Annotated in this window: 18 protein-coding genes; 9 read left to right on the top strand and 9 right to left on the bottom strand. The window is 46.3% G+C overall.

All coding sequences use genetic code 11. The features are described 5' to 3' along the window. The first annotated feature begins 19 nt into the window (after positions 1 to 19). From gltB to OCV52_RS02265, 7 genes are all read left to right on the top strand, one after another. Positions 20 to 4483, top strand: a complete 4464-nt coding sequence (gene gltB, locus OCV52_RS02295; RefSeq protein WP_137408239.1) for a glutamate synthase large subunit — start codon at positions 20 to 22, stop codon at positions 4481 to 4483. Between the two features lie 16 nt (positions 4484 to 4499). Further along, positions 4500 to 5912, top strand: a complete 1413-nt coding sequence (locus tag OCV52_RS02290) for an FAD-dependent oxidoreductase (RefSeq protein ID WP_137408240.1) — start codon at positions 4500 to 4502, stop codon at positions 5910 to 5912. A 170-nt stretch (positions 5913 to 6082) separates the two neighbouring features. Then, positions 6083 to 6511: a DUF1499 domain-containing protein gene (locus OCV52_RS02285; protein ID WP_137408241.1), complete on the top strand. Its 429-nt coding sequence runs from the start codon at positions 6083 to 6085 to the stop codon at positions 6509 to 6511. Positions 6512 to 6638: 127 nt separating this feature from the next. Then, the gene (gene mtnN / locus OCV52_RS02280; RefSeq protein WP_004741524.1) at positions 6639 to 7334 is read left to right on the top strand and encodes a 5'-methylthioadenosine/S-adenosylhomocysteine nucleosidase; all 696 of its coding nucleotides are present in this window, start codon (positions 6639 to 6641) and stop codon (positions 7332 to 7334) included. Between the two features lie 10 nt (positions 7335 to 7344). Beyond that, the gene (locus OCV52_RS02275; protein ID WP_137408242.1) at positions 7345 to 8298 is read left to right on the top strand and encodes a cobalamin biosynthesis family protein; all 954 of its coding nucleotides are present in this window, start codon (positions 7345 to 7347) and stop codon (positions 8296 to 8298) included. A 1-nt stretch (position 8299) separates the two neighbouring features. After that, a complete protein-coding gene (gene btuF, locus OCV52_RS02270; RefSeq protein ID WP_008222870.1) occupies positions 8300 to 9154 on the top strand; it encodes a vitamin B12 ABC transporter substrate-binding protein BtuF in 855 nt (284 codons plus the stop codon). Between the two features lie 74 nt (positions 9155 to 9228). Next, complete coding sequence (locus OCV52_RS02265) at positions 9229 to 9846, top strand: TRIC cation channel family protein (RefSeq protein WP_061033370.1); 618 nt, start codon at positions 9229 to 9231, stop codon at positions 9844 to 9846. A 56-nt stretch (positions 9847 to 9902) separates the two neighbouring features. Here OCV52_RS02265 and OCV52_RS02260 read toward each other — a convergent pair whose 3' ends face one another. Continuing rightward, on the bottom strand, positions 9903 to 11279 hold the full coding sequence (locus OCV52_RS02260) for an IS4 family transposase (protein ID WP_261900842.1): 1377 nt from the start codon (positions 11277 to 11279) through the stop codon (positions 9903 to 9905). 279 nt (positions 11280 to 11558) lie between these two features. Here OCV52_RS02260 and OCV52_RS02255 point away from each other — a divergent pair, with 279 nt between their 5' ends. Further along, complete coding sequence (locus OCV52_RS02255; RefSeq protein WP_137407875.1) at positions 11559 to 12140, top strand: flavodoxin family protein; 582 nt, start codon at positions 11559 to 11561, stop codon at positions 12138 to 12140. Positions 12141 to 12202: 62 nt separating this feature from the next. Continuing rightward, complete coding sequence (locus tag OCV52_RS02250; protein ID WP_137407874.1) at positions 12203 to 13048, top strand: LysR family transcriptional regulator; 846 nt, start codon at positions 12203 to 12205, stop codon at positions 13046 to 13048. Here the strand turns inward: OCV52_RS02250 and OCV52_RS02245 are convergent. The 8 genes from OCV52_RS02245 to ftsZ all read right to left on the bottom strand — a co-directional run bounded on the left by OCV52_RS02245 (position 12999) and on the right by ftsZ (position 25855). Further along, the gene (locus tag OCV52_RS02245; protein WP_137407873.1) at positions 12999 to 13778 is read right to left on the bottom strand and encodes a TSUP family transporter; all 780 of its coding nucleotides are present in this window, start codon (positions 13776 to 13778) and stop codon (positions 12999 to 13001) included. The genes OCV52_RS02250 and OCV52_RS02245 overlap by 50 nt on opposite strands. 204 nt (positions 13779 to 13982) lie before the next feature. After that, positions 13983 to 17213, bottom strand: a complete 3231-nt coding sequence (carB, locus tag OCV52_RS02240) for a carbamoyl-phosphate synthase large subunit (RefSeq protein WP_128162012.1) — start codon at positions 17211 to 17213, stop codon at positions 13983 to 13985. Between the two features lie 16 nt (positions 17214 to 17229). Beyond that, complete coding sequence (gene carA, locus OCV52_RS02235) at positions 17230 to 18369, bottom strand: glutamine-hydrolyzing carbamoyl-phosphate synthase small subunit (protein WP_004740731.1); 1140 nt, start codon at positions 18367 to 18369, stop codon at positions 17230 to 17232. 502 nt (positions 18370 to 18871) lie between these two features. Beyond that, entirely contained in the window at positions 18872 to 19696 is an 825-nt protein-coding gene (gene dapB / locus OCV52_RS02230; RefSeq protein ID WP_198778608.1) for a 4-hydroxy-tetrahydrodipicolinate reductase, read from the bottom strand. A 92-nt stretch (positions 19697 to 19788) separates the two neighbouring features. Then, positions 19789 to 20187, bottom strand: a complete 399-nt coding sequence (gene mutT, locus OCV52_RS02225) for an 8-oxo-dGTP diphosphatase MutT (protein ID WP_008222857.1) — start codon at positions 20185 to 20187, stop codon at positions 19789 to 19791. Positions 20188 to 20496: 309 nt separating this feature from the next. Beyond that, positions 20497 to 23223 carry a preprotein translocase subunit SecA gene (gene secA, locus OCV52_RS02220; RefSeq protein ID WP_137407871.1) on the bottom strand — a complete coding sequence of 909 codons (2727 nt, stop codon included), beginning with the start codon at positions 23221 to 23223 and terminating at the stop codon, positions 20497 to 20499. A gap of 388 nt (positions 23224 to 23611) precedes the next feature. Continuing rightward, positions 23612 to 24529 (bottom strand): UDP-3-O-acyl-N-acetylglucosamine deacetylase, encoded by a 918-nt coding sequence (gene lpxC / locus OCV52_RS02215; protein WP_004740735.1) that lies wholly within the window; start codon positions 24527 to 24529, stop codon positions 23612 to 23614. Positions 24530 to 24625: 96 nt separating this feature from the next. Beyond that, a complete protein-coding gene (gene ftsZ / locus OCV52_RS02210; protein WP_061033376.1) occupies positions 24626 to 25855 on the bottom strand; it encodes a cell division protein FtsZ in 1230 nt (409 codons plus the stop codon). Between the last annotated feature and the right edge of the window lie 31 nt (positions 25856 to 25886).

The raw sequence follows: 25886 nt of genomic DNA, 5'->3' as shown, positions 1-25886 counted from the left end.
AGCAAAAGGGAGAATTGCAATGGCTCTATATGATCCTAGTCTTGAAAAAGACAACTGTGGATTTGGTTTAATAGCGCAAATGGAAGGCCAACCTAGTCATAAGTTGGTGAGAACTGCTATTTCAGCCCTAGATCGCATGACACACCGTGGTGGTATCGCTGCGGATGGTAAAACTGGAGATGGCTGTGGCTTACTACTACAGAAGCCAGATTCCTATCTAAGAATTATTGCAGAAGAGAATAATTTTAATCTCGGCAAGCAATACGCTATTGGCATGATTTTCTTCAGCCAAGACCCAATCAAAGCTCAATCAGCACAAGAGATCGTCAATAAAGAGCTCGCCCAAGAGACATTGACCGTTGCTGGTTGGCGTGAAGTACCGACCAATACCGAAGTATTAGGTCCTATCGCAAAAGATTCTGTTCCAAATATTCAGCAAGTATTTATCTCTGCGCCAGCCGGTTGGCGTGAGCGTGATATTGAACGCCGCTTATACATCGCGCGTCGCAGAATTGAAAAACAGATCACCGAAGACCAAGATTTCTATATCTGTAGCCTTTCAACACAAGTGATGGTCTACAAAGGCTTGTGTATGCCTGCCGATCTTCCACGATTTTACCTCGATCTTGCAGACTTACGTATGGAATCAGCGATATGTCTGTTCCACCAGCGTTTCTCGACTAACACACAACCACGTTGGCCTCTCGCGCAGCCATTCCGTTATTTAGCGCACAATGGTGAAATCAATACCATCGAGGGTAACCGTCAGTGGGCCAAGGCTCGTGCCTATAAATTTGCTTCACCACTGCTACCAGACTTGCAAAATGCAGCACCTTTCGTGAATGAAACGGGCTCTGACTCCTCAAGCCTAGATAACATGCTCGATCTATTCCTAGCCGGTGGTATGGATGTGTTCCGAGCTATGCGTATGCTGGTTCCGCCTGCTTGGCAGAACCACCCAGATATGGATCCAGACCTGCGTGCCTTTTACGACTTCAACTCCAAGCACATGGAACCGTGGGATGGCCCTGCTGGTATCGTTCTATCTGACGGTCGTTACGCGGCATGTAACCTAGATAGAAATGGCCTGCGTCCTGCGCGTTATGTCATTACCAAAGACAACCTAATCACACTGGCATCAGAAGTTGGTATTTGGAACTACGCGCCAGATGAAGTAGCAGAAAAAGGGCGTGTTGGGCCTGGTGAACTACTGGTGATAGATACTCGCCGTGGCAAGCTATGGCAATCTAACGAGATCGATAATGACCTCAAAAGTCGCCACCCTTACAAAGAGTGGATGGAAAAGAACGTTCACAAGCTAACACCATTTTCTGAGCTCGATGATGACCAAGTGGGTAAGCGTAGCTTCGACGATGACACGCTCAAAACCTACCAAAAACAGTTTGCAATGAGCAACGAAGAGTCCGATCAGGTATTACGCGTGCTTGGTGATATGGGACAGGAAGCGGTCGGCTCAATGGGCGACGACACGCCAATGGCGGTACTCTCTTCAAAAGAGCGTCTGGTCACTGATTATTTCCGTCAGAAGTTTGCCCAAGTCACCAACCCACCGATTGATCCTCTGCGTGAAAAGCATGTGATGTCACTCGCCACCAGCATTGGCCAAGAGATGAACGTGTTCTGTGAAACAGATGGACACGCCTATCGTGTGACATTTGATTCTCCTGTTCTACTTTACTCAGACATGCAGCAACTTCTGCAACTGAATCAAAAGCACTACCGCCATTCGATCCTAAGCATGCACTACGATCCAGCGCAGCAAGACCTTGAACAAGCGATCAAAGCGGTATGTGATAGTGCAGAACAAGAAGTACGTGACGGTGCGGTTTTGGTTGTGTTATCGGATAAAGGTTTAGAGAAAGGCAAACTACCAATTCCAGCAGCAATGGCGGTGGGTGCAGTACAGACTCGCCTTGCTGATACCGACCTGCGTTGTGATGCCAACATAGTGGTGGAAACAGCAACCGCTCGCGATCCACACCAATTCGCGGTACTACTTGGCTTTGGTGCAACTGCGGTTTATCCGTACCTTGCTTATGAGGCGTTAGGCAAGATGCTCGATGATGGATCTTTAGACAAAGACTATCGTGCAGCGATGCAGAACTACCAAAACGGCATCAACAAAGGTCTGTATAAGATCATGTCGAAGATGGGTATTTCAACCATTGCTTCTTACCGCTGTTCACAGCTTTTCGAAGCCGTTGGCCTACATTCTGATATCGTTGAGCTCTGTTTCCGCGGAGTAACTACTCGAATTCAAGGCGCAAGCTTTAGCGATTTCCAGCAAGATATTTACAACCTATCACGTAAAGCATGGACTAAGCGTAAGCCAATCGAGCACGGTGGTTTACTGAAATACGTCCATGGTGGTGAATACCACGCTTATAACCCAGACGTGGTCGGCACGCTGCAAACCGCAGTAAAAACTGGCGAAGCATCGGATTACCTCTCTTTTGCGAAACAAGTAAACGCTCGCCCTGCGGCTATGTTACGTGACTTAATGAGCCTGAAGAAAGCCGAGAAACCATTAGCTCTTGAGCAAGTCGAGCCGAGTAGCGACCTATTCAAGCGCTTTGACTCCGCAGCGATGTCGATTGGTGCCCTGAGCCCAGAAGCGCATGAAGCACTGGCCATGGCGATGAACCGCTTAGGTGGCTATTCTAACTCTGGTGAAGGCGGTGAAGATCCACGACGTTTTGGTACCTACCGTAACTCACGCATCAAACAGATTGCGTCTGGCCGTTTTGGTGTAACGCCACATTACTTAACCAATGCGGATGTTCTACAGATCAAAGTAGCACAAGGGGCGAAACCCGGCGAAGGTGGTCAACTACCCGGCCATAAAGTCACAGCAGAAATCGCTAAGCTGAGATACTCAGTTCAAGGCGTAACACTGATCTCCCCTCCTCCACATCACGATATCTATTCTATCGAGGATCTAGCGCAGCTGATTTTCGATCTTAAGCAAGTGAACCCTAACGCATTGGTTTCAGTGAAGTTAGTATCGGAACCAGGTGTTGGTACTATCGCGACTGGTGTGGCAAAAGCCTACGCCGATCTGATCACCATATCTGGTTATGATGGCGGTACCGCAGCGAGCCCACTGACCTCGGTAAAATACGCAGGTTGCCCTTGGGAACTTGGCTTAGCCGAAACTCAGCAAGCACTGGTTGCGAACGGACTTCGTCATAAGATCCGCCTGCAAGTTGATGGTGGTCTGAAAACCGGTCTCGATGTGATTAAAGGCGCTATTCTCGGTGCTGAAAGTTTTGGCTTTGGTACCGCACCAATGGTCGCAATGGGTTGTAAATTCTTACGAATCTGCCACCTTAATAACTGTGCGACAGGCGTCGCGACTCAAGATGAAACATTGCGCCGCGAATACTTCAAGGGGCTACCAGACATGGTGGTGAACTACTTTACTGGCTTAGCCGATGAAGTTCGCCAACACCTTGCAGACCTTGGTGTAGAAAAACTCACAGACCTAATTGGACGCACAGATTTACTGGAGGCTGTTGAAGGCCTGACTGCAAAACAGAGTAAATTGGATCTCTCATCGATACTGGAAGCTCCGGTATCACCAGAGGGTCACCCTCTGTATTGGACCGAACCAAACGCGCCATTTGATAAGGCTCAGCTCAACCAGCAGATCCTGGATGATGCACTCGATGCGATTGAGAAACGACAGTCCACCAGCCTTTACTACAACGTGATTAATACAGACCGCTCGATAGGCGCACGTATCTCTGGCGAAATTGCTAAGCGATATGGCAACCAAGGCATGGCTGGTTCACCAATCAAATTATATCTCGATGGTACCGCAGGCCAATCCTTTGCTGTTTGGAACGCAGGCGGCGTAGAGCTTTACCTAACGGGTGATGCTAATGACTATGTTGGTAAAGGCATGGCTGGCGGTAAGGTGGTTATCAAACCTCACCAAGGCACCGCATTTACTTGTAACGAAGCAACCATCATAGGTAACACCTGTTTGTATGGTGCAACCGGAGGCAAGTTATTTGCTGCAGGTACGGCTGGCGAACGATTTGGCGTACGTAACTCAGGCACGGTTGCCGTGATAGAGGGTGCGGGTGACAACGCCTGTGAATACATGACGGGCGGTATTGTTGCCATTCTTGGCGCAACTGGCGTTAACTTCGGTGCAGGTATGACGGGTGGCTTCGCTTATGTCATGGATAAGAACGAAGACTTCCAAGGCCGAGTGAACAACGAGTCGGTTGAGGCGCTTTCTCTATCTGACTTATATATCCACCAAGAACATCTGCGTGGCTTAATTGCAGAGCACTTAGAAGAGACGGGCTCAGTACACGCTGAAGCTATTCTGGCGAACTTTGATGAATGGATTCCGAAGTTCTACCTAGTGAAACCAAAGACGGCGGATCTAAACACCCTGCTCGGCCACCAAAGCCGCAGCTCAGCTGAACTTCGTGTTCAAGCGCAATAATTGGAAGGAGCCAATAATGAGCCAGAATGTATACCAATTTATTGATGTGAATCGCGTAGACCCAGCGAAGAAACCAATCAAGATACGTAAGATTGAGTTTGTAGAGATCTACGAACCTTTCACTAAACAGCAAGCGAAAGCGCAAGCAGACCGTTGTTTAGACTGTGGCAACCCATACTGTGAATGGAAATGTCCTGTTCACAACTACATCCCTCAGTGGCTTAAGCTTGCCAATGAAGGGCGTATTATCGAAGCCGCTGAACTGTCTCACCAAACCAACAGCCTGCCTGAGGTTTGCGGTCGAGTTTGCCCTCAAGACCGCTTGTGTGAGGGCTCTTGTACCCTCAATGACGATTTCGGTGCAGTAACCATTGGCAATATTGAAAAGTACATTACCGACAAAGCCTTTGAGATGGGTTGGAAGCCTGACATGTCTCACGTTGAATGGACCGATAAAAAGGTCGCGATCATCGGTGCAGGGCCGGCAGGTCTAGCGGCGGCTGATATCTTGGTACGCAATGGCGTAAAAGCTGTTGTGTTTGACCGCTATCCGGAGATCGGCGGTCTACTGACGTTTGGTATTCCATCGTTCAAGCTTGAGAAAGGTATCATGGAGAATCGCCGCCGCATCTTTAGCGAGATGGGTGTTGAGTTCCGAATGAATATCGAAGTTGGCAAAGACATTCAACTTCAAGAGCTGGTCGATGATTACGACGCTGTTTTCCTTGGTGTCGGCACTTATAAGAACATGCGTGCAGGTCTAGATAATGAAGATGCTCCGGGCGTTTATGATGCTCTGCCATTCTTGATTTCTAATACCTACAAGGTCATGGAACTAGACAACCCAACCCCATTTATCGATATGCAAGGTAAGAAAGTCGTCGTGCTTGGTGGTGGTGATACGGCGATGGATTGCGTTCGAACCTCTATTCGTCAGAATGCGGCAGATGTGGTGTGTGCTTACCGTCGAGATGAAGCCAACATGCCGGGCTCTCGCCGTGAGGTGAAGAATGCACGTGAAGAAGGCGTGAAGTTCAAGTTTAACCTCCAGCCTATCGGCTTAGAGCTTGATAGTTCTGGGCATGTTGCTGGCGTTAAAGTCGTGAAAACCGCATTAGGTGAACCTGATGAAGCAGGCCGTCGCCGCCCAGAACCTGTTGAAGGCAGTGAGCACATTCTTGAAGCCGATGCCGTGATCATGGCATTTGGTTTCCAACCTCACGTTATGGAATGGTTAGAACCTTTCGGTGTCGAGCTTGATCAATGGGGCCGAATTAAAGCACCCGGCCAGCAAGAGTTTCAGTACCAAACCACCAACAGCAAAATCTTTGCCGGTGGCGATGCGGTTCGCGGCTCAGATTTAGTGGTGACCGCTATCGATGAAGGTCGCAAAGCCGCTGAAGGGATATTGGATTATCTAGAAGTGTGATTAGGTTTCCTTTATTACTCAGTTCGTTACTATAAAAAAGGATCCGCATATGGATCCTTTTTTAAGTTCGATACGTTTACTAACGGCATAATAAAAAATACGTAAAACAATCGAAAATTAACCAATACCGAGAACTACAATTAAAACTAAAATTCGCCATAGGAAACACTATGAAAAAAGCCGCTCTCCTCTCGCTATCACTTTTAACTTTAACCGCTTGCAGCCAAGGGATTACGGACATGAAAAACAGAACTTCATCACCTTGTGGTGACAAACCAAATTGCGTATCAACACAAGATGACCGTGAACAACACGCTTTGGCTGCATACGAGCTATCCGATTCAGCAAGCCTTGATGCCATTGAGCAAGTCGCTTTGACTTTGCCGGGCGCGAAAACGGCCAACAAAACCGATGATTACCTGCGTGTTGAGTGCACATCACGCATCATGCGCTTTGTCGATGACCTTGAGTTAAAAGTCGATGGAGACAAGCTCATCGTTCGTTCAGAGTCCCGCACTGGCTACTCTGACTTTGGTGTGAACCGTAAACGAGCAGAACAACTTCGTGCTAGCTTGCAAAGCGAAGGTCTAATCAAATAGACAAAGAATACTGGAGTAAATCCACACTATTCGGATGAGAAGTGCTTCTGGGCAGTCGCTCGACGCTTCTTATCCATGCTACAATTTCGCTCTACTGTTTAAATATTTTTTAATTAAGAGACTACACATGAAAATCGGCATCATTGGCGCAATGGAGCAAGAAGTTGCGATCCTAAAAGCAGCTATTTCAGACATTACTGAAGTTAATAAAGGCGGTTGTACCTTTTTCTCTGGTCAGCTAAATGGTGTTGACGTTGTTTTGCTTCAATCAGGCATTGGTAAAGTAGCTGCGGCTGTTGGTACCTCTATCCTACTAAGCGAATACCAACCAGATGTCGTTCTAAACACGGGCTCTGCTGGCGGTTTTGATTCAACTCTAAACCTTGGCGATGTAGTTATCTCTACAGAAGTACGTCACCACGACGCGGACGTAACAGCTTTCGGTTACGAAATCGGCCAGATGGCAGGTCAACCAGCTGCATTCAAAGCTGACGAGAACCTGATGAAAGTAGCTGAGCAAGCGCTAGCTCAAATGGAAGACAAGCACGCGGTTCGTGGCCTTATCTGTACTGGCGACGCATTTGTTTGCACAGCAGAACGCCAAGAGTTCATCCGTAAACACTTCCCATCTGTGGTTGCTGTAGAAATGGAAGCTTCTGCGATTGCTCAAGCTTGTCACCAGTTCCAAGTACCATTTGTGGTTGTTCGTGCAATCTCTGACGTTGCAGACAAAGAATCACCAATGAGTTTTGAAGAGTTCCTGCCACTAGCAGCACAAAGCTCTTCTGAAATGGTTATCAAAATGGTTGCCCTACTAAAGTAAGCGACTAAGCATGCAAACACTGTTTGATCAGGTATTTGCAAATGGCGTGCTCCTTGTAATGTGGGGAGCACTGCTTTTTCATTTGATTCTACCTATCCCTCATGCCGCACACCCCACGACCTTATGGCATAAGTTTGCTGAGCTTTTAGCAAGCAAGGTTAATAACAACCAAAACTATTCCCAAAGCCTGATCTCTGGCACCTTAGCCTGGGGATTAATGGTACTTCCAGCTCTGATTCTTCTCTTGGCACTGCAACCTTTGGTTTGGCAGACTCAGCTGTTTCAACTGGCTTTGTTACTGCTCGCCATTGATTGGCGTAATAATGAAAAGCTGGCAAACCAGCTCATTAAAACACTTAGCCGAGAAGATAAAGTGACTGCGCGTCAATTGCTGGCTCCGATTGTCAATCGTCAAACGGATTCACTATCGTCACTAGGGCTTGGGAAAGCTGGGGCTGAGACCATCATCATGGGCTACGGTCGCAATGTGGTTTGTGTGCTGTTTTGGTACGCCATCGGAGGCGGAATCGCGGCGTTGATGTATCGCCTGATTATCGAATTAGCTCGAGCTTGGTCACCAAGTCGCAAGCAGTTCTCTCCTTTTGGCTCAACAGCCATCAAAATCGTCGCGATCCTTGAATTTATCCCAATGCGTTTATTTGCTTTGATGATCGTATGCGGTGATAAAGCGTCTCACACACTTAAGATGATGCTAACTCAAAGTCGCTCTTGGCCTCTGCCAGGCCCTGCGTGGTTGATTACAGCAGTAGGCAATAAGCTTGAGCTATCACTCGGTGGTCCGGCTATTTACAACGATACCAAAGCCATTCGCGCAAAATTAGGCGGAAGAATCGCCCCATCCGCACTGCACTTATCACAGGTTCAAAAGCTGCTATTTGGACGCATCGCTATTTGGATATTCTTACAAAGCTTAGCCTTACTCATTATTCACCAAGGGATTTAAAGTGAAACCCTCTCAACTTGTTACATCATGTGCAACTTTCGCGATCAGCTTTAGCTTATGGATACCAAGCACGCTTGCAACCGAAGTAACTAAGGCAAAACGCGTGGTCAGCTTAGCCCCTCACGCCACAGAGCTCGCATACAGTGCGGGTTTAGGCGATAACTTAGTTGCTGTGAGTGAACGAAGTGATTACCCACCACAAGCCGATAAGCTAGAAAAAGTGGCAAACTATCAAGGTATCAAGGTTGAGAAAATCATCGCGCTTCAGCCAGATCTTATCCTTGCTTGGCCAGCGGGTAATCCACCGAGAGAACTGGCGAAACTGGAGCAGTTTGGCTTTAATATTTATTACTCGAAAACCAAAAGCCTAGACAGCATCGCGACCAATATAGAGCAACTTAGCCAATACGCCAGCGATCCGAGTATCGGTGAGAATAATGCTAAGCAATACAAAGAGCAGCTCAACGCATTAAGGCTAAAATACAAAGATGCGGAGCCTGTCAGCTACTTCTACCAGCTAAGTGAAAAACCTATTATCACCGTGGCACAAGGACACTGGCCAAGTGAAGTATTTGAGTTTTGTGGCGGCCGAAATATTTTTGAAGACAGCGCTTCACCCTACCCGCAAGTCGGTATTGAGCAAGTTGTGCTGAATAAACCGCAAGTGATCTTCACTTCTCAGCACGCTATTGAGAATGGAACCATGTGGCAATCGTGGGCGGAAGAGATCCCAGCCGTCGCTAAAAATCAGATATGGTCGCTCAATTCAGACTGGATTAACCGACCAACCACAAGAACTTTGCAAGCTATCCAGCAAGTGTGCGATTACTTCGATAGAGTCCGAGAAAATCACTAACTTTTTAGTCTGTTTTTTCGTACAATTCGCCACCGACCTGTCCCTACAATTTTAACAATAAGAGCACCAGTATCATGGACTCCATGCTGCTTTATATTATCGATTTATTTGGCACTGCCATCTTTGCTATCTCAGGCGTATTTGTTGCTGGACGCCTAAAAATGGACCCTTTTGGTGTCGCCGTTCTCGGCAGTGTAACCGCTATTGGCGGAGGTACAATTCGAGACATGGCACTGGGTGCTACTCCTGTTTTTTGGATAACCGATACCACCTATCTTTGGGTCATTATCGTTACCTGTTTATTAACTATGATCATCGTGAGACGCCCCAAGCGTTTGGCATGGTGGATCCTACCCGTCTGTGACGCCATAGGTTTAGCCGTGTTCGTTGGTATTGGTGTTGAAAAAGCATTGGCTTATCAAGACTCAGCATTGGTTGCCATCATCATGGGCGTAATTACAGGCTGTGGCGGCGGTATTATTCGTGACGTACTTGCCCGTGAAGTACCGATGATCCTGCGAAGCGAGGTCTACGCGACCGCTTGTATCATCGGCGGTGCATTCCACACTATGGCTATTCGCATGGGCCACGATTCAGAGACGGCCTTCCTAGCTGGCGTATTCTCTACATTGTTGATCAGACTTGGCGCCATTCGTTGGCACTTATCGTTACCAACTTTCGCGATAAAATAAGCTATCGCTAAAAAGAAAAGGGCTCCACTTAGGCTGTCTCTTGATCACAAGTCTGGTTAATCAAGAGACTTGGCGAGTTCATACCCTTCAAGGATGGTTTGTAACCTAAGCCATCCTTGCCATAACGTCTTTATAGAAGCGCGACCTGTTCGCTTGGTATTCTTCCAACCACCTAACCGAGCAATACCGTTGTAAGCCCATGATATATTAGGCGCTTCTTTCGGTAGTTTTTTGCTCTCCAACTTGAGCCACATTAACTTCCACGCTTTGCCTTTTAATATCTGCTCACAACTGCTCTTAGATAACTCGTCTGATTCATTCATAAACCTCAACTGGAGTAACCGAGTCGCGATAAAAGCCAAAACGACGCTGAGCCTTTCTAAGTTATCCTTACTTTGCATTCTCAGTTGCTCAACTTCAGTCCCTTCACTTTTCCAGACTTTATGAAAATCTTCTATCAGCCAGCGCCGCTCATAATAACTGACGATTTTGAGTGCCTCTTCCTTGCTCGTTATCGGCTCTGAAGTCAGTAAGTGCCATGCGAGCTTATTACCACTCTCTCCTTGTTCTATACATCCCACGTAGTAAAGCGGAATGTTATCGAACTCTTTCTTGTTAGCAGGAGACTTGAGTGTCACGGGGGCATATTTGATATCTAAATGAGCCTTGCGAGCTTTACGACCGCCTTTTTGCGGTATTTCGAGCACTTTCTCTCCGGCTGATAACAGGGTAGAAGCATAGCTATAAAGACGATTATCGTGCTCTTCAATACAGCGGCTTTGCATTGAGCGAACGAGGAACCTTTGTTGTTGCTCTCGCTTGTAAGTGAGGTATTCAAATAGGTCGGCTTCTCTATCGCACACAGAAATGACATCCGAAATTTTATCGCCAAGTCGCTCAGCGACATGGCGAGAGGCTTGTTCCCACTTATAACTTTCTTTCTCTTTGTATGGTCGAGTCGCATGCTGGTGCCTTTGACCTCGCTTTTCTATATCACGAGTCCAGCGCTGTTGTTCAATTAAACCAATAACAGATTGAGTGTCGGGAGCAAAAAGTAAGGTTGAGTGTACAAACATGGCGCGATGTCGATTGCCTTGATTAGAGTGCCCGAGTTCATCTCGAATGCTGCGATGGGAGTAACTGAGAGAAGTGGTGTCTTCTAAGGCAAGAAGTGTTTGTTGCTCTAATGCTTCTTGTGCGGTGACATAAAAACCCGCTTCTGCGATATCTTCTGCTTTGATTTGCTCATTACGGATGAAGCGATAAGCCCCTTCCATTTCAGCAGGGGATATAATGAGTTTCGAGACGGGTACGCCAGGCTGCTCGGCCAGTGAGGCTGCGAGAGCAACGAGTCTTTGAGTGCGTCTAGGGTCATTAAGGTGGGCTTGACCGAACTGTTTTTGTGCCCAAAGGGTTGGCTCTATATAGGTCATGATAATCATCCTTGTCATTGCTTAGATGATCAGATCATGAAACCTAAAAATAGTTCAAAAAAAATCCCCAAGCGTGGCTTAGGGATTTGTGTATAAGAGACAGCCACTTAGGGGCCTTTTTTAATCTTGCCACCTCAGACTCCTGCTCTGCTTATCCGCCTCAAGCCACTTCCGCCCCGGCTTAGTAATGTTTTTTATTTACTTAATTGATTGACGAGCTATATTAGTAAACGAATGACTTTATAAACATGTTCATTTACTAACAATGAGGGTTCTAGCATGAGCAGTAATAAAATTGGAATTGTTTTCTTCTCTAAATGCGGCGCAACTAAGCAGGTCGCAGAACTGCTCGCTGAGGGTGTAAACACACAGCTACCTGACTCAGCCCTACTCATCGAAGTGCTACCTTCGGAGATCATTGAAGGCCGATATGACAACGACGAAAAGCTCAAACTCCTAGACAGTTGTGATGCGATCGTTTTTGGGGCTCCAACCTACATGGGTTCACCTGCCGCTCAGTTTAAAAGCTTTATGGATGCGAGCAGTGACAACTACTGCAAGAAGTTATGGCGAAATAAACTCGCTGCTGGCTTCACCACTGGAGGCAGTCTTAACGGAGAGCAACAACAAACCCTGCTTAGCTTTTTCACTCTAGCTTGTCAGCACGGAATGGTTTGGGTTGGCTTAGACGCCTCAAGACATACAGATAATTTAGGGTTAAACCGCACTGGTTCAAATATTGGTTTGGTGTCTAGTATCGATGATGGTGAAGATAGCGTTAACCACAATGACTTACTCACGGCTCAATACTACGGTTCAAGAATCGCCAGCTTGGTTCAAGAACTCGTAAACAAAAGCTAGAGCAACAGCCTTGATTGAGATAAGTTGGACGTATCATTCCCAACTTTCATGAATATCATCAAATGCTACTCGAAGGAATCGAAACTCTCTTGGTTTTGAGTAAAGCCAAAACCATGAGCCGCACTGGCAGCCTGCTGTATATCAGCCAATCAGCGGTAAGCAAACGGATTGCTAACTTAGAAAAGAAGTTGGGGAAAAAGCTGATTGAGCCGAGCGGTCGTCAGATAAAACTCACGCCAGACGCGATAGCACTGATCGAGAGTATTGGTCCTACGTTCAATGAACTTCGTGGTCTTATTTATGAACAGCAAGAGTTAGAAGATACGACTCTCATTACCTTAGACAGCTCTAAGTCTCTGATAGCCGGCTATTTAGGTGAAATGATGGGACAGTTTATCCAACAAGATAAATACATCACGATAACCACCAACCACACGCCCAGAATCATCGAGCGAGTTCAGTCCGGCAAGGCAACCCTAGGGTTATGCGCAGGCTTGTTGCCGCCGCATCATGGATTGATGACGTTTCATCTGTTCGACGAGCCCTTTTTCATTGTAAGTAAATTGCCGTTAAACGAGCTTCCACCCAAAGTCATCACTAATGATATGACTAACCCCGCCAACTCTTACCAACTCTCAGTATTAGAAAAATTTGGTATTAAACCTTTGATGGAGATGGATGCCTACACTGCCGCGGCGCAGCTTGCACTAGGTGGAACTGGTCCTGCTTTAATTCCGCTCTCGATCGTCAAAACACTCAATATTGAGTCTCAATATCTGTATAGCTTCCAGGAATTAGCGGGCTTAATCCGGCCGATTCATGTCTGTGTAAGACCAAATAGCTACCAGTCTCCACGAGTTAAAACACTGATAGAATCCATTGTTGATGCTGTTCCCAAAGCAGTTTAGACGCCATGAGCATCGACATCACGATCACCAAGGGGCGAATCCACTTCTGCCCTTTTGTCACCACCACTTTCGCGCCCAGCTGAGCCCCCATAAAGCCGCCAATTGCCATCACTAAGCCGAGCTCCCAGATTGGCAAGCCTGCCAAAATAAAGAAGAGCAGCGCAGCGATGTTAGAGGTAAAGTTCAACACCTTGGTGCGTGCGGTCGCATCGACTAAAGAGAAGTGACCAATTGCAACAAAGCAGACAGTAAAGATAGAGCCAGTACCTGGTCCAAAGAAGCCATCGTAAAAGCCAACACCACCACCAACGCACAAAGCAAACATCGCTTCAGAGATCTTCTGTTTTCCTTCAGAGGCCTTGGTTTGTGGCGCTAATAGGAAGTAGAGTGAGATCGCGATCAGCAGCAGTGGGATCACACTGGTCAATAAGCTCGCATCAATGAACTGAACGAGTTCTGCACCAATCGCCGAGCCAATGAAGGTACACAAAATGGCGAGGCGCATCTCCTTGATACTCACGATACCATTACGCACGAAGTACCAGCTTGCGGAAAAACTGCCGAAAGAGCTTTGAAGCTTGTTAGTTGCTAGGGCTTGTGTCGGTGGGACTCCCGCAGCGAGTAGTGCTGGCAAAGTCAGTAGCCCGCCACCGCCGGCCATCGCATCGATAAAACCCGCAGCCGTTGCGACAACAAACAAGATAGCCAATATTTCCAGAGTGATTTCCATATTCCCTACGCCTCAAAGTCTCGTGTAGCGACAACTTACCATCCTGAGCAGGCGATCAATAACGAAACACAAGATTTTAACCTATTCCAAATATTCATCATTTAACTAACGCTGTATCACAGACATAAAAAAGCCCACTCCGAAGAGTGGGCTTTGAGCATTTATATCCGCTAACTTCAGTTCAGTTAGCTAAGCTAAGACAAATTAAGCTTGAGAAGCTTTAACCTGCGCGTGTAGCTCTTGAACAGAAGTTACTGTCGTCTTCGCGTCAGCGGTGTGAGCCATACACGTTGCAAACGCTGCGTTTAGCGTTGTTGTGTAGTTCACTTTCTCAGCAAGTGCACCACGACGAAGAACTTTAGAGTCTTCAATCGCTTGACGGCCAGCTGCAGTGTTCACGATGTAGGTGTACTCGTTGTTCTTGATACGGTCAAGAATGTGAGGACGCCCTTCGTGTACCTTGTTTACTAGACGTGGGTTGATGCCCGCTTCGCCAAGAATCACTGCTGTACCGTGTGTTGCGTCTAGCTGGTAACCGAGCTTAGATAGCTTAGACGCTAGGTCTACAACGCGTTCTTTGTCGCCTTCGCGAACAGAAAGAAGTGCACGGCCGCCTTCTGGGTAGATGTTGCCACAACCCAATTCCGCTTTAGAGTAAGCTTCTGCGAACGTTGCACCAACACCCATAACTTCACCAGTAGAGCGCATTTCTGGGCCTAATAGTGGGTCAACACCTGGGAACTTGTTGAATGGAAGTACCACTTCTTTCACTGAGTAGTAAGGTGGGATGATTTCTTTCGTAAAGCCTTGAGACTCTAGCGATTGACCCGCCATTACACGTGCTGCAATCTTAGCAATTGGTGCGCCAGTTGCTTTAGATACGAACGGTACCGTACGTGCTGCACGAGGGTTAACCTCGATTAGATACACTTGGTTGTTCTTAACAGCAAACTGCGTGTTCATTAGGCCACGAACACCCAACTCGAACGCCAGCTTTTCAACTTGCTCACGCATTACGTCTTGGATTTCTTGGCTTAGCGTGTAAGCAGGAAGAGAACATGCTGAGTCACCTGAGTGAACACCCGCTTGTTCGATGTGCTCCATGATACCGCCGATAACTACGCGCTCACCGTCACAGATAGCATCGATATCCACTTCAACTGCGTCGTCTAGGAAGCTATCAAGAAGAACTGGAGATTCGTTCGATACGCTTACTGCTTCGTTGAAGTAGCGACGTAAGTCTTGCTCATCGTATACGATTTCCATCGCACGACCACCAAGTACGTAAGAAGGACGTACAACCAATGGGAAGCCGATTTCGCGAGATTTCTCTACCGCTTGTTCCATTGTTGTTACTGTCGCGTTCTCTGGCTGTAGAAGACCTAGACGGTCAACAGCAACTTGGAAACGCTCACGGTCTTCTGCACGGTCGATTGCGTCAGGGCTAGTACCGATGATTGGCACGCCAGCCGCTTCAAGTGCGCGAGCCAGTTTCAGTGGTGTTTGACCACCGTACTGAACGATAACGCCTTTTGGCTTCTCAACACGAGCGATTGCTAGTACGTCTTCCAGTGTTACAGGTTCGAAGTACAGACGGTCAGATGTGTCGTAATCCGTTGAAACAGTCTCAGGGTTACAGTTAACCATGATAGTTTCGTAGCCATCTTCACGTAGAGCTAGTGATGCGTGTACACAACAGTAGTCAAATTCAATACCTTGGCCGATACGGTTTGGACCGCCACCAAGAATCATGATCTTGTCTTTGTCTGTTGGGTTCGCTTCACACTCGTCATCGTAAGATGAGTACATGTAAGCCGTGTCTGAAGAGAACTCAGCCGCACACGTATCAACGCGCTTGTAAACTGGGTGGATATCGTATTGGTCACGTAGACGACGGATTTCGCTTTCCGCTACACCTAGAATCTTAGATAGGCGTGCATCCGCAAAACCTTTACGCTTAAGCTTGTTTAGCTCGTCTTTGTTCAGACCAGCAAAGCCTTTCGCTTTAAGTTCTTGCTCAAGCTTAACGATGTCTTCGATTTGAACTAGGAACCAACGGTCGATTTGCGTTAGGTTGAATACGCCATCTACAGACATACCCGCACGGAATGCATCCGCGATGTACCAAATACGCTCTGCGCCAGCTTCTTTTAGTTCGTGACGGATTGTTGTTAGTGCGTCAGGCGCATCTAGGTCAACCATTTCGTCAAAGCCTGTCGCGCCAACTTCTAGGCCGCGAAGTGCTTTTTGTAGAGACTCTTGCTGGTTACGGCCGATAGCCATAACTTCACCAACAGACTTCATTTGCGTCGTTAGACGGTCGTTAGCACCTGCAAATTTCTCGAAATTAAAACGAGGAATCTTAGTTACTACGTAGTCGATTGTTGGTTCGAATGATGCTGGTGTTGCGCCACCCGTGATGTCATTTTGCAATTCATCTAATGTGTAACCCACAGCCAGTTTCGCTGCAATCTTAGCGATTGGGAAACCTGTCGCTTTAGACGCAAGAGCAGAAGAACGAGATACACGTGGGTTCATCTCGATGATAACCATACGGCCATCTTTCGGGTTGATACCAAACTGTACGTTAGAACCACCCGTTTCAACACCAATCTCACGCAGTACTGCTAGAGATGCGTTACGCATTAATTGGTATTCTTTGTCTGTTAGCGTCTGTGCTGGTGCAACTGTGATTGAGTCACCCGTGTGGATGCCCATTGGGTCAAAGTTTTCAATCGCACATACGATGATACAGTTGTCCGCTTTGTCACGAACTACTTCCATCTCGTACTCTTTCCAACCGATAAGAGATTCATCGATTAGAAGCTCGTTGGTTGGAGATAAATCCAGACCACGACGACAGATTTCTTCAAATTCTTCTTTGTTGTATGCGATACCACCGCCAGTACCACCCATAGTGAATGATGGACGGATGATACATGGGAAGCCAACCATATCTAGAACGCCGTAAGCTTCTTCCATGGTTTTCGCAGTATCAGCGCGTGGACACTCAAGGCCGATAGACTTCATCGCTTTATCGAAACGAGAACGGTCTTCTGCTTTATCGATAGCGTCAGCCGTTGCACCAATCATCTCTACACCGAACTCTTCAAGAACACCGTGTTTCTCTAGGTCTAGTGCACAGTTAAGTGCCGTTTGGCCACCCATTGTAGGTAGAACTGCATCTGGCTTCTCTTTCGCAATGATGTTGCGAACAACTTCCCATTGGATAGGCTCGATGTAAGTTGCATCAGCCATGTCTGGGTCAGTCATGATGGTCGCTGGGTTCGAGTTTACAAGAATAACTCGGTAACCTTCTTCGCGAAGCGCTTTACAAGCTTGAGCACCAGAGTAATCGAACTCACATGCTTGCCCGATAACGATCGGGCCAGCACCTAGAATTAGAATACTTTTAATGTCAGTACGTTTTGGCATTGTCTACTACTCCGAATTACGCTGTGTGCTTTTTAATTAGTTCAATGAAGTGGTCAAATAACGGCGCTGCGTCTTCTGGACCTGGGCTTGCTTCTGGGTGACCTTGGAAGCTAAATGCTGGTTTGTCTGTACGGTGGATACCTTGTAGAGAACCATCAAATAGCGATTTGTGCGTTGCACGTAGGTTTTCAGGTAGTGTGTCTTCGTCAGCAGCAAAGCCGTGGTTTTGTGAAGTAATCATCACAACATCACGATCTAAATCTTTAACTGGATGGTTTGCACCGTGGTGACCAAACTTCATCTTCACTGTCTTAGCGCCTGACGCAAGAGCAAGAATTTGGTGGCCTAGACAGATACCAAAGATTGGTAAGCCTTTTTCTAGGAACACTTTTGTCGCTTCAATTGCGTAAGTACATGGTTCTGGGTCACCAGGGCCATTTGAAAGGAATACACCGTCTGGGTTTAGTGCAAGCACTTCTTCAGCAGAAGTTTCAGCTGGAACAACCGTTAGGCGGCAGCCGCGGTCAACGAGCATTCGTAGGATGTTTCGTTTTGCACCGAAGTCATAAGCAACAACGTGGTATGGCAATTCTGAGTCTGCTTTCGCTTCAGGAAGTCCACCCGTAAGCGTCCACGAACCTTGTTTCCATTGATACGCTTCTTTCGTTGTAACTTCTTTCGCAAGGTCCATACCTTTCAGGCCAGGGAATTCTTTTGCCTTAGCTAGAGCCAAAGCTTCGTCTAAGTTGTTACCCGCTACAATACAACCATTCTGAGCGCCTTTTTCACGAAGAATACGCGTCAGCTTACGAGTATCGATATCAGCGATACCAACAACGTTTTGCGACTTAAGGTAATCAGAAAGGGATTGTTCATTACGGAAGTTAGAAGCGATAAGAGGGAGATCGCGAATCACAAGGCCTTGAGCGTGGATTGAAGAGGATTCTTCGTCTTCGGAATTGGTTCCGGTATTGCCAATGTGAGGGTAAGTAAGGGTAACGATTTGTTGAGAATAGGAAGGATCAGTGAGGATTTCTTGGTACCCCGTCATCGAGGTATTAAAAACGACTTCACCAACTGCAGAACCTACAGCGCCAATGGCTTCACCGTGAAATACTGTCCCATCTTCTAGGACAAGTAGTGCTGACTTTTTCAAGACAACCTCCAGAAATAAATATGCATTAAAATTGATTTAATTTGCAAATCTACCTTCCTGCAACACTTAAAAGTGAGTGTTTATGGAAATTAGACAAATTGGCGGTATTTTAGTGATGTGCGTGATACGTGTCAACATTTAACGCAAAAGAAATTAAAGATTTGTACGCACTAATTCAATTTACCCTTCCAAAGCTCCAAAAGTTCAACTTTCATGGTCAATTAAGCACGATATTGAGATTTTCCAGTTTTATCCCATTACTTTTGTCTGCCTTTAAGTACTAAAAACATCACCAACAAAAAGCAATCGATAAATACAAACAGAAAACATGAAGATTTAAAGATCTAATCCAAATATAAGACCAAGACAACAAAACAACAAGAAAAGTGAGGTAAAAACGATGTTAAAAGGTAGGTTTAAGAGAGAGGTGAGAAACAAGAATACTGCGTTAAAGGCAGCAAATAAAGAAAGCGCCGGCAATTGCCAGCGCATAATTATCTATTTACAGATCATTCAAACCAAGGACATCTGTCATGGTATAAAAGCCTGCTGGCTTGTCATGGAGCCAAACAGCAGCTTTGATCGCACCGTTTGCAAAGGTCATTCGGTCAGTCGCTTTATGAGTAATCTCCACTCGTTCGCCGATATCTGCAAACATAGCAGTGTGTTCTCCGATGATGTCACCGGCACGAATCGTTGCGAAGCCAATCTCATCTTTCGTACGTTCGCCAGTGATGCCTTCACGTGACCATACCGCCACATCGTTCAGCTCATTACCCATAGCACCGGCGATCGCTTCACCCATACCAATCGCAGTACCTGATGGTGCATCCACTTTATGACGGTGGTGGGCCTCAACGATTTCAACATCACAGTAATCGCCCATCACTTTAGCGGCTTTCTCTAGTAGCTTAAATACTAGGTTGACGCCTACGCTGTAGTTTGGTGCCATTACAATAGGCATCTCTTTTGCAGCAGCGTCAATCACCTGCTTCTCCTCTTCTGAGAAGCCTGTCGTACCGATGATAAGTTTTTTGCCGTGACGTTTACAAAGTTCAATATTCGCTAATGTGCTAACAGGTGCGGTAAAGTCGACAATCACATCAAACTCTTCGATGGCTTTAGACAAATCATCCACTAGAGCAACATCAAAGCGACCTTCCCCACATAGCTCGCCAACATCAACGCCTACTAATGATGACTCGGGACGTTCCGAGCCAGCGCCAACACTAGCTTCTGAATTATGATGAGCGGCTTTCACCAAGTTGCGGCCCATACGACCCGCTGCTCCTGCTATTGCAATTCTTACCACTGCGAATATCTCCATTGTTTTGGTTACTGTTGCCGCAGTTCTCTTGCAGCAACGTTCATTCGATTAATCTCTTTAAACTAACAACAATCTCAAACTCAGGCTAGCAATTAAGAAAACTCTTTTACCACTCGCTCTAAAATTGGCACATTTGCTTCAGGGAAAGCGTACTGATTCAATGATTCAAGGCTGACCCATTCACCTTGCTGACCTTCTTTACCATAAGGTTGCTCTTCAAAATCAGTCACGAGAATGAAATCAAACTTAAGTGACTTGTCCGTGTAATCAAATTCAAGATGCTCAAACAGAGACTGCTCGGTCACCTTGATACCGATCTCTTCATCAAGCTCGCGAGTCATCGCTTGCTCAATAGTTTCGCCCTCTTCAACCTTGCCACCAGGAAACTCCCAAAAGCCACCTTTGTGCTTGTCATCTGGGCGCTTAGTGATAAAGACCTGTGACTTATCTTGATTGAAGATAATACCCGCTACGATATGGATTCTTTTCATTGATGGTGTTCCTTCTATGTCTCTACCGTCATTCCCTACAATGAGGAACGAATTAGATAGGGAATCTGCTCTTTTGTTAGTTCGAAAGATCCCCGACTCGCTCCTCCCTCACTCTCGAGGATGACGCAATCGAAACCTTATTATTTTCACATACAAAAAGAGCCGCCTAAGCGACTCTTTATATTCTATTTGTCAGTTTCATGAAGCTAGGCTGTAGTACTTGAGAGTAAGGCGGTGGCACGGAGCTTACGATAGTAAGTGAGTACCACCAACGCAACTATCATGCGCTACAGCAACGATTCATTAAACTTACGCGATTTTACCGTGACACTGTTTGTACTTCTTGCCGCTACCACATGGGCAAGGCTCGTTACGGCCAACTTTACGCTCATCACGTACTACTGTTTGTGGCGACGCTGCTTCTGCTTCATCATCACCTAGCTGGTTTTCTGCTGTTGCGTGTTGCGCTTGTGCACGACGCGCTGCTTCTTCAGCTTGAGCTTGACGCTGCGCTTCCATCTTTTCTACTTCTTCTTGTTGCTGAACGCGAACTTTCGAAAGGATAGTAATAACGTCTGACTTCAGTACATCCAGTAGACCTTCAAACAGTTCAAACGACTCGCGCTTGTACTCTTGTTTCGGGTTCTTCTGAGCGTAACCACGCAGGTGGATACCTTGACGAAGGTGATCCATCGCAGCCAAGTGCTCTTTCCATAGACCATCTAGCGTTTGCAGCATTACAGACTTCTCGAAGTTGCGGAGTACTTGTGCACCAACTACTTCTTCTTTCTGTTTGTAAGCATCAACAGCCATGCCTAGGATGCGTTCACGTAGTGCTTCTTCGTAAAGCTTGTCGTCTTCGTCCAACCAACCTTGGATATCAAAGTCTAGGTCGAAGTCGTTCTTCAGACGATCTTGTAGACCCGCGATGTCCCACATATCTTCCAGAGATTGCGGAGCAATGTACTCATCGATAACCGACGTAAACACGTCTTCACGGTTGTGTTCGATCATTTCGCTGATGTCGTCAGAGCCCATTAGCTCATCACGCAGCTCGTAAACCACTTTACGTTGGTCATTCGCTACATCATCGTACTCTAGAAGTTGCTTACGGATATCGAAGTTACGGCCTTCAACTTTACGTTGTGCTTTTTCGATAGAGCGAGATAGCATCTTAGATTCGATCGCTTCACCTTCATCCATACCGCTCTGGATAAGACCAGCCATACGATCAGATGTGAAGATACGTAGTAGCGAGTCTTCCATCGATAGGTAGAAGCGTGAAGAACCTGCATCACCTTGACGACCAGAACGACCACGTAGCTGGTTATCGATACGACGAGATTCGTGACGCTCTGTACCAATGATGTGTAGACCACCTGACTCTAGTACTTTGTCGTGAACCACTTTCCAATCCGCTTTGATCTTGTCGATCTGCTCTTGAGTTGGGTTTTGTAGTTTCTCAACTTCAGACTGCCAGCTACCACCTAACACGATATCGGTACCACGACCGGCCATGTTAGTTGCGATGGTTACTGCACCAGGTGTACCTGCTTGCGCTACGATTTCCGCTTCTTTCTCGTGGAATTTCGCGTTGAGTACGTTGTGCTTAATTTTTGCTTTTTTCAGTGCGTTAGACAGTAGCTCTGATTTCTCGATAGAAACCGTACCAACCAGTGATGGCTGTCCTGCAGCAACACGGTCTTTAATGTCTTCAATGATCGCATTGAATTTGTCTTCTTCTGTACGATAAACCACATCTGGCATATCGTTCCGAACCATAGGTTTGTTAGTTGGGATAACAACCGTTTCTAGGCCATAGATAGACTGGAATTCGAAAGCTTCAGTATCAGCTGTACCTGTCATACCTGACAGTTTCTCGTACAGACGGAAGAAGTTTTGGAAGGTAATCGAAGCTAGCGTTTGGTTTTCATTCTGAATCTTCACACCTTCTTTTGCTTCAACAGCTTGGTGTAAACCTTCAGACCAACGACGACCTGGCATTGTACGGCCAGTATGTTCATCAACGATAACCACTTCGCCTTCTTCAGTTACGATGTAGTCTACGTTCTTCTCAAACAATACGTGAGCACGCAACGCAGCATTAACATGGTGCAGTAGGCTGATGTTTGTTGGAGAGTAAAGCGTATCGCCCTCTTCCATCAGACCATTTTTCACCATTAGCTCTTCAACAAACTCTTGACCGTTTTCAGTCAGGTGAACCTGCTTAGATTTTTCGTCCATGGTGTAGTGACCTTCACCACGGTACTCTTCAGAATCTTCTTTATCTTGACGCTCAAGATGAGGAATCAATGTGTTAATACGCGTGTAAAGATCTGAGCTATCTTCAGCCGGGCCAGAGATAATAAGAGGTGTACGCGCTTCATCGATTAAGATTGAGTCAACCTCATCGACTACAGCAAAGAAGCGTTCGCGTTGAACACGGTCTTCAGCACGGAAAGCCATGTTGTCGCGTAGGTAATCGAAACCAAACTCGTTGTTTGTTCCGTATAGGATATCCGCTTGGTATGCTTCTTTTTTCTCTGGTGGAGCCATGTTTGGCACGTTCACGCCAACAGTCATACCAAGGAATTCAAATAATGGGCGGTTAGTTTCCGCATCACGCTTAGCTAGGTAGTCGTTCACCGTTACTACGTGAACACCTTTACTAGGTAGGGCGTTAAGATAAGCTGGTAGAGTTGCTGTAAGAGTCTTACCCTCACCAGTACGCATCTCTGCAATTTGGCCAGCATTTAGAACCATGCCACCAATCAATTGCACGTCAAAGTGACGCATGCCGTAAACACGCTTAGACGCTTCACGTACCGTAGCAAATGCTTCCGGTAGAAGTTGGTCTAGCGATTCACCTTTATCTAAGCGCTCACGGAACTCAACAGTTTTCGCTTTTAGCTCTTCGTCAGAAAGCGCTTCAAACGTTGGCTCGTAGTTATTAATTTCTTTTACAATTTTTCTAAGGCGGCGCAGTGTTCTGTCATTGCGACTGCCAATTACCTTTGTCAGCAGCTTAGTAATCATGTGCTTGGAATCTCTTCGTTCTCAGATCGTCCGCGATCTATTTTAAATGCCGTCAGTCTCTACTAGCGATGAACCAGTCTTCAGTTACTAACCAAGGATACTGAGATAAATCTAGTATTTCTGATATTGTACTTGAGAGTAGAGTTTTCAAGGCTTGAGTTAAAATTAATGCCCCTTAGTGTAAGTAATTTTCACACCAACGACCATTTATAACCCCATTTGTTTGATGTGCTTGGAACTTTTCTTTCTAATTGCTGATGGATTAGCCAGACTGGCGCCCATTAGTCGATGACTTTCGGATGTTGATGACACTGTATCTGGAAAATAGATACAAAAAAACCAGGCCGATAGCCTGGTTTTCGAAATCTTACATTGTTAAAAACAACAATTACGCTAGAACCATTCCTGGTTCAGCAAAAGCCACTGGCGAGCCAGCTTCTTCTTCAAATGTTGCCCATTCCCAAGCTTCTGCGTCAGCAAGTACTGCACGTAGCAGTTGGTTGTTTAGGCCGTGACCTGATTTGTATGCACGGAACTCACCGATAATAGCGTGTCCACACATGTATAGGTCACCAATCGCATCTAGTACTTTATGAGTTACAAACTCATTGTCAAAACGTAGACCTTCTTCATTAAGAATGCGGTATTCGTCTAGTACGATTGCACAATCAAAGCTACCACCCAAACACAGGTTTTGTGATTGAAGGTATTCGATATCACGCATGAAGCCGAAAGTACGAGCTCGAGAAATCTCTTTCACAAAGCCTTGAGAAGAGAAATCAAACAATAAATGCTGTTCGTCAGACTCAATTGCTGGGTGGTTGAACTCGATCTCAAAGTCCATGCGGAAGCCGTTAAATGGTACAAATTCTGCCCACTTATCGCCGTCTTCAAAACGAACTGGCTTTTTGATGCGAATGAAACGTTTTGGTGCATTCAGTGTTTCAACACCCGCTTGCTGTAGCAAGTATACGAATGGGCTTGCGCTACCATCCATAATTGGGATCTCTGGTGCATCTACTTCAACAATAATATTGTCGATGCCCATGCCCGCTAGAGCCGCGTTTAGGTGTTCCACTGTAGAAATACGTACGCCTTCGTCATTCACAAGAGCAGTACATAACATAGTGTCACGAACTGATGCTGGATCAGCTGGAAAATCTACAGGTGGATTTACATCAGTTCGACGGTAAACAATACCTGTATTTGCAGCTGCCGGGCGAAGAGTAAGTGTGACTTTACGACCAGAGTGGAGACCCACACCAGTTGTTTTCACAATTTCTTTCAGAGTACGTTGTCTGATCATCTGCTTGCCTCGTTATCAGTGCTACAAATCACGGCCAGTATTTACCGACCGCGAATTTTACCATTAATTCGACGATAGTCAAATTTTGGGTAATTGTTAATCAGCCTGACGTCGTAAGAATGCTGGAATATCTAAGTATCCGCTCTCTTTTTCAGCTTTAGGTGCTGCACTTTGGCTAGCCCCTGTACCTGAAGAAACAGGCGACGTTGTTGGCTGCGGCTTAACTTGAGGTTTTACCTCAGTTTTTTCTTGCAATGGCTGTGCCACTTTCTCTTCCACTTTTGGTGCAGCTTGTGCCGCTACTTGTGGTTGAGGAGTTGCTGCAACCTTAGCTTTACCACCAGCAACTAATGTAATGTCTGGCTTTCTCTCTGTACCGATACCTGTTGCAACAACAGTTACACGGATTTCGTCCGTCATATCAGGGTCTAGAGAAGTACCAATCACAACTGTTGCGTTATCAGAAGCGAATGCCTTAACTGTGTTACCTACTGTTTCGAACTCATCTAGACGCATATCTAGGCCTGCTGTGATGTTCACAAGAACGCCACGCGCGCCAGCTAGGTCGATGTCTTCTAGTAGTGGGCTAGAAATTGCCGTTTCAGCAGCTTCTTCAGCACGGTCTTCACCTTTTGCGATACCGCTACCCATCATTGCATGCCCCATTTCCGACATTACGGTGCGAACATCCGCGAAGTCGACGTTGATCATACCAGGGCGAGTAATTAGCTCAGCGATACCTTGTACAGCGTTTTTAAGTACATCATTTGCACTTGCGAAAGCTTCTAGCAGTGTAACGCCACGGCCTAGTACTTTAAGTAGCTTTTCATTTGGAATCGTAATTAATGAATCCACATGTTTAGAAAGCTCTTCGATACCTTGCTCAGCAAACGCTAGACGCTTTTTGCCTTCAAAGCTAAATGGCTTAGTTACAACAGCAACGGTTAGCACACCTAGCTCTTTCGCAACTTCAGCAATAACTGGAGCAGCACCTGTACCAGTACCACCGCCCATACCAGCTGCGATAAATACCATATCGGCGCCAGTTAGAACTTCTTTAATTCTTTCTCGATCTTCGAGAGCTGCATCACGGCCTACTTGTGGGTTTGCACCAGCACCAAGACCTTTAGTGATATCACCACCAATTTGGATCACGCTGCTCACGCTTGTTTTACGAAGTGCTTGCGCATCAGTATTAACACTGATGAATTCTACGCCTTCGATTGATTCACGTACCATGTGCTCAACAGCGTTACCGCCACCGCCACCAACTCCAACGACTTTAATTACTGCATCGTCAGACATTTCCATCATCGGTTCAAACATGTGTTATCTCCGTTTTTTCCTGCAACTCAGG

This window comes from Vibrio chagasii, from assembly GCF_024347355.1.
GTDB classification, from domain to species: Bacteria; Pseudomonadota; Gammaproteobacteria; order Enterobacterales; family Vibrionaceae; genus Vibrio; species Vibrio chagasii.
This window is presented reverse-complemented; position numbering and strand designations above follow the sequence as displayed.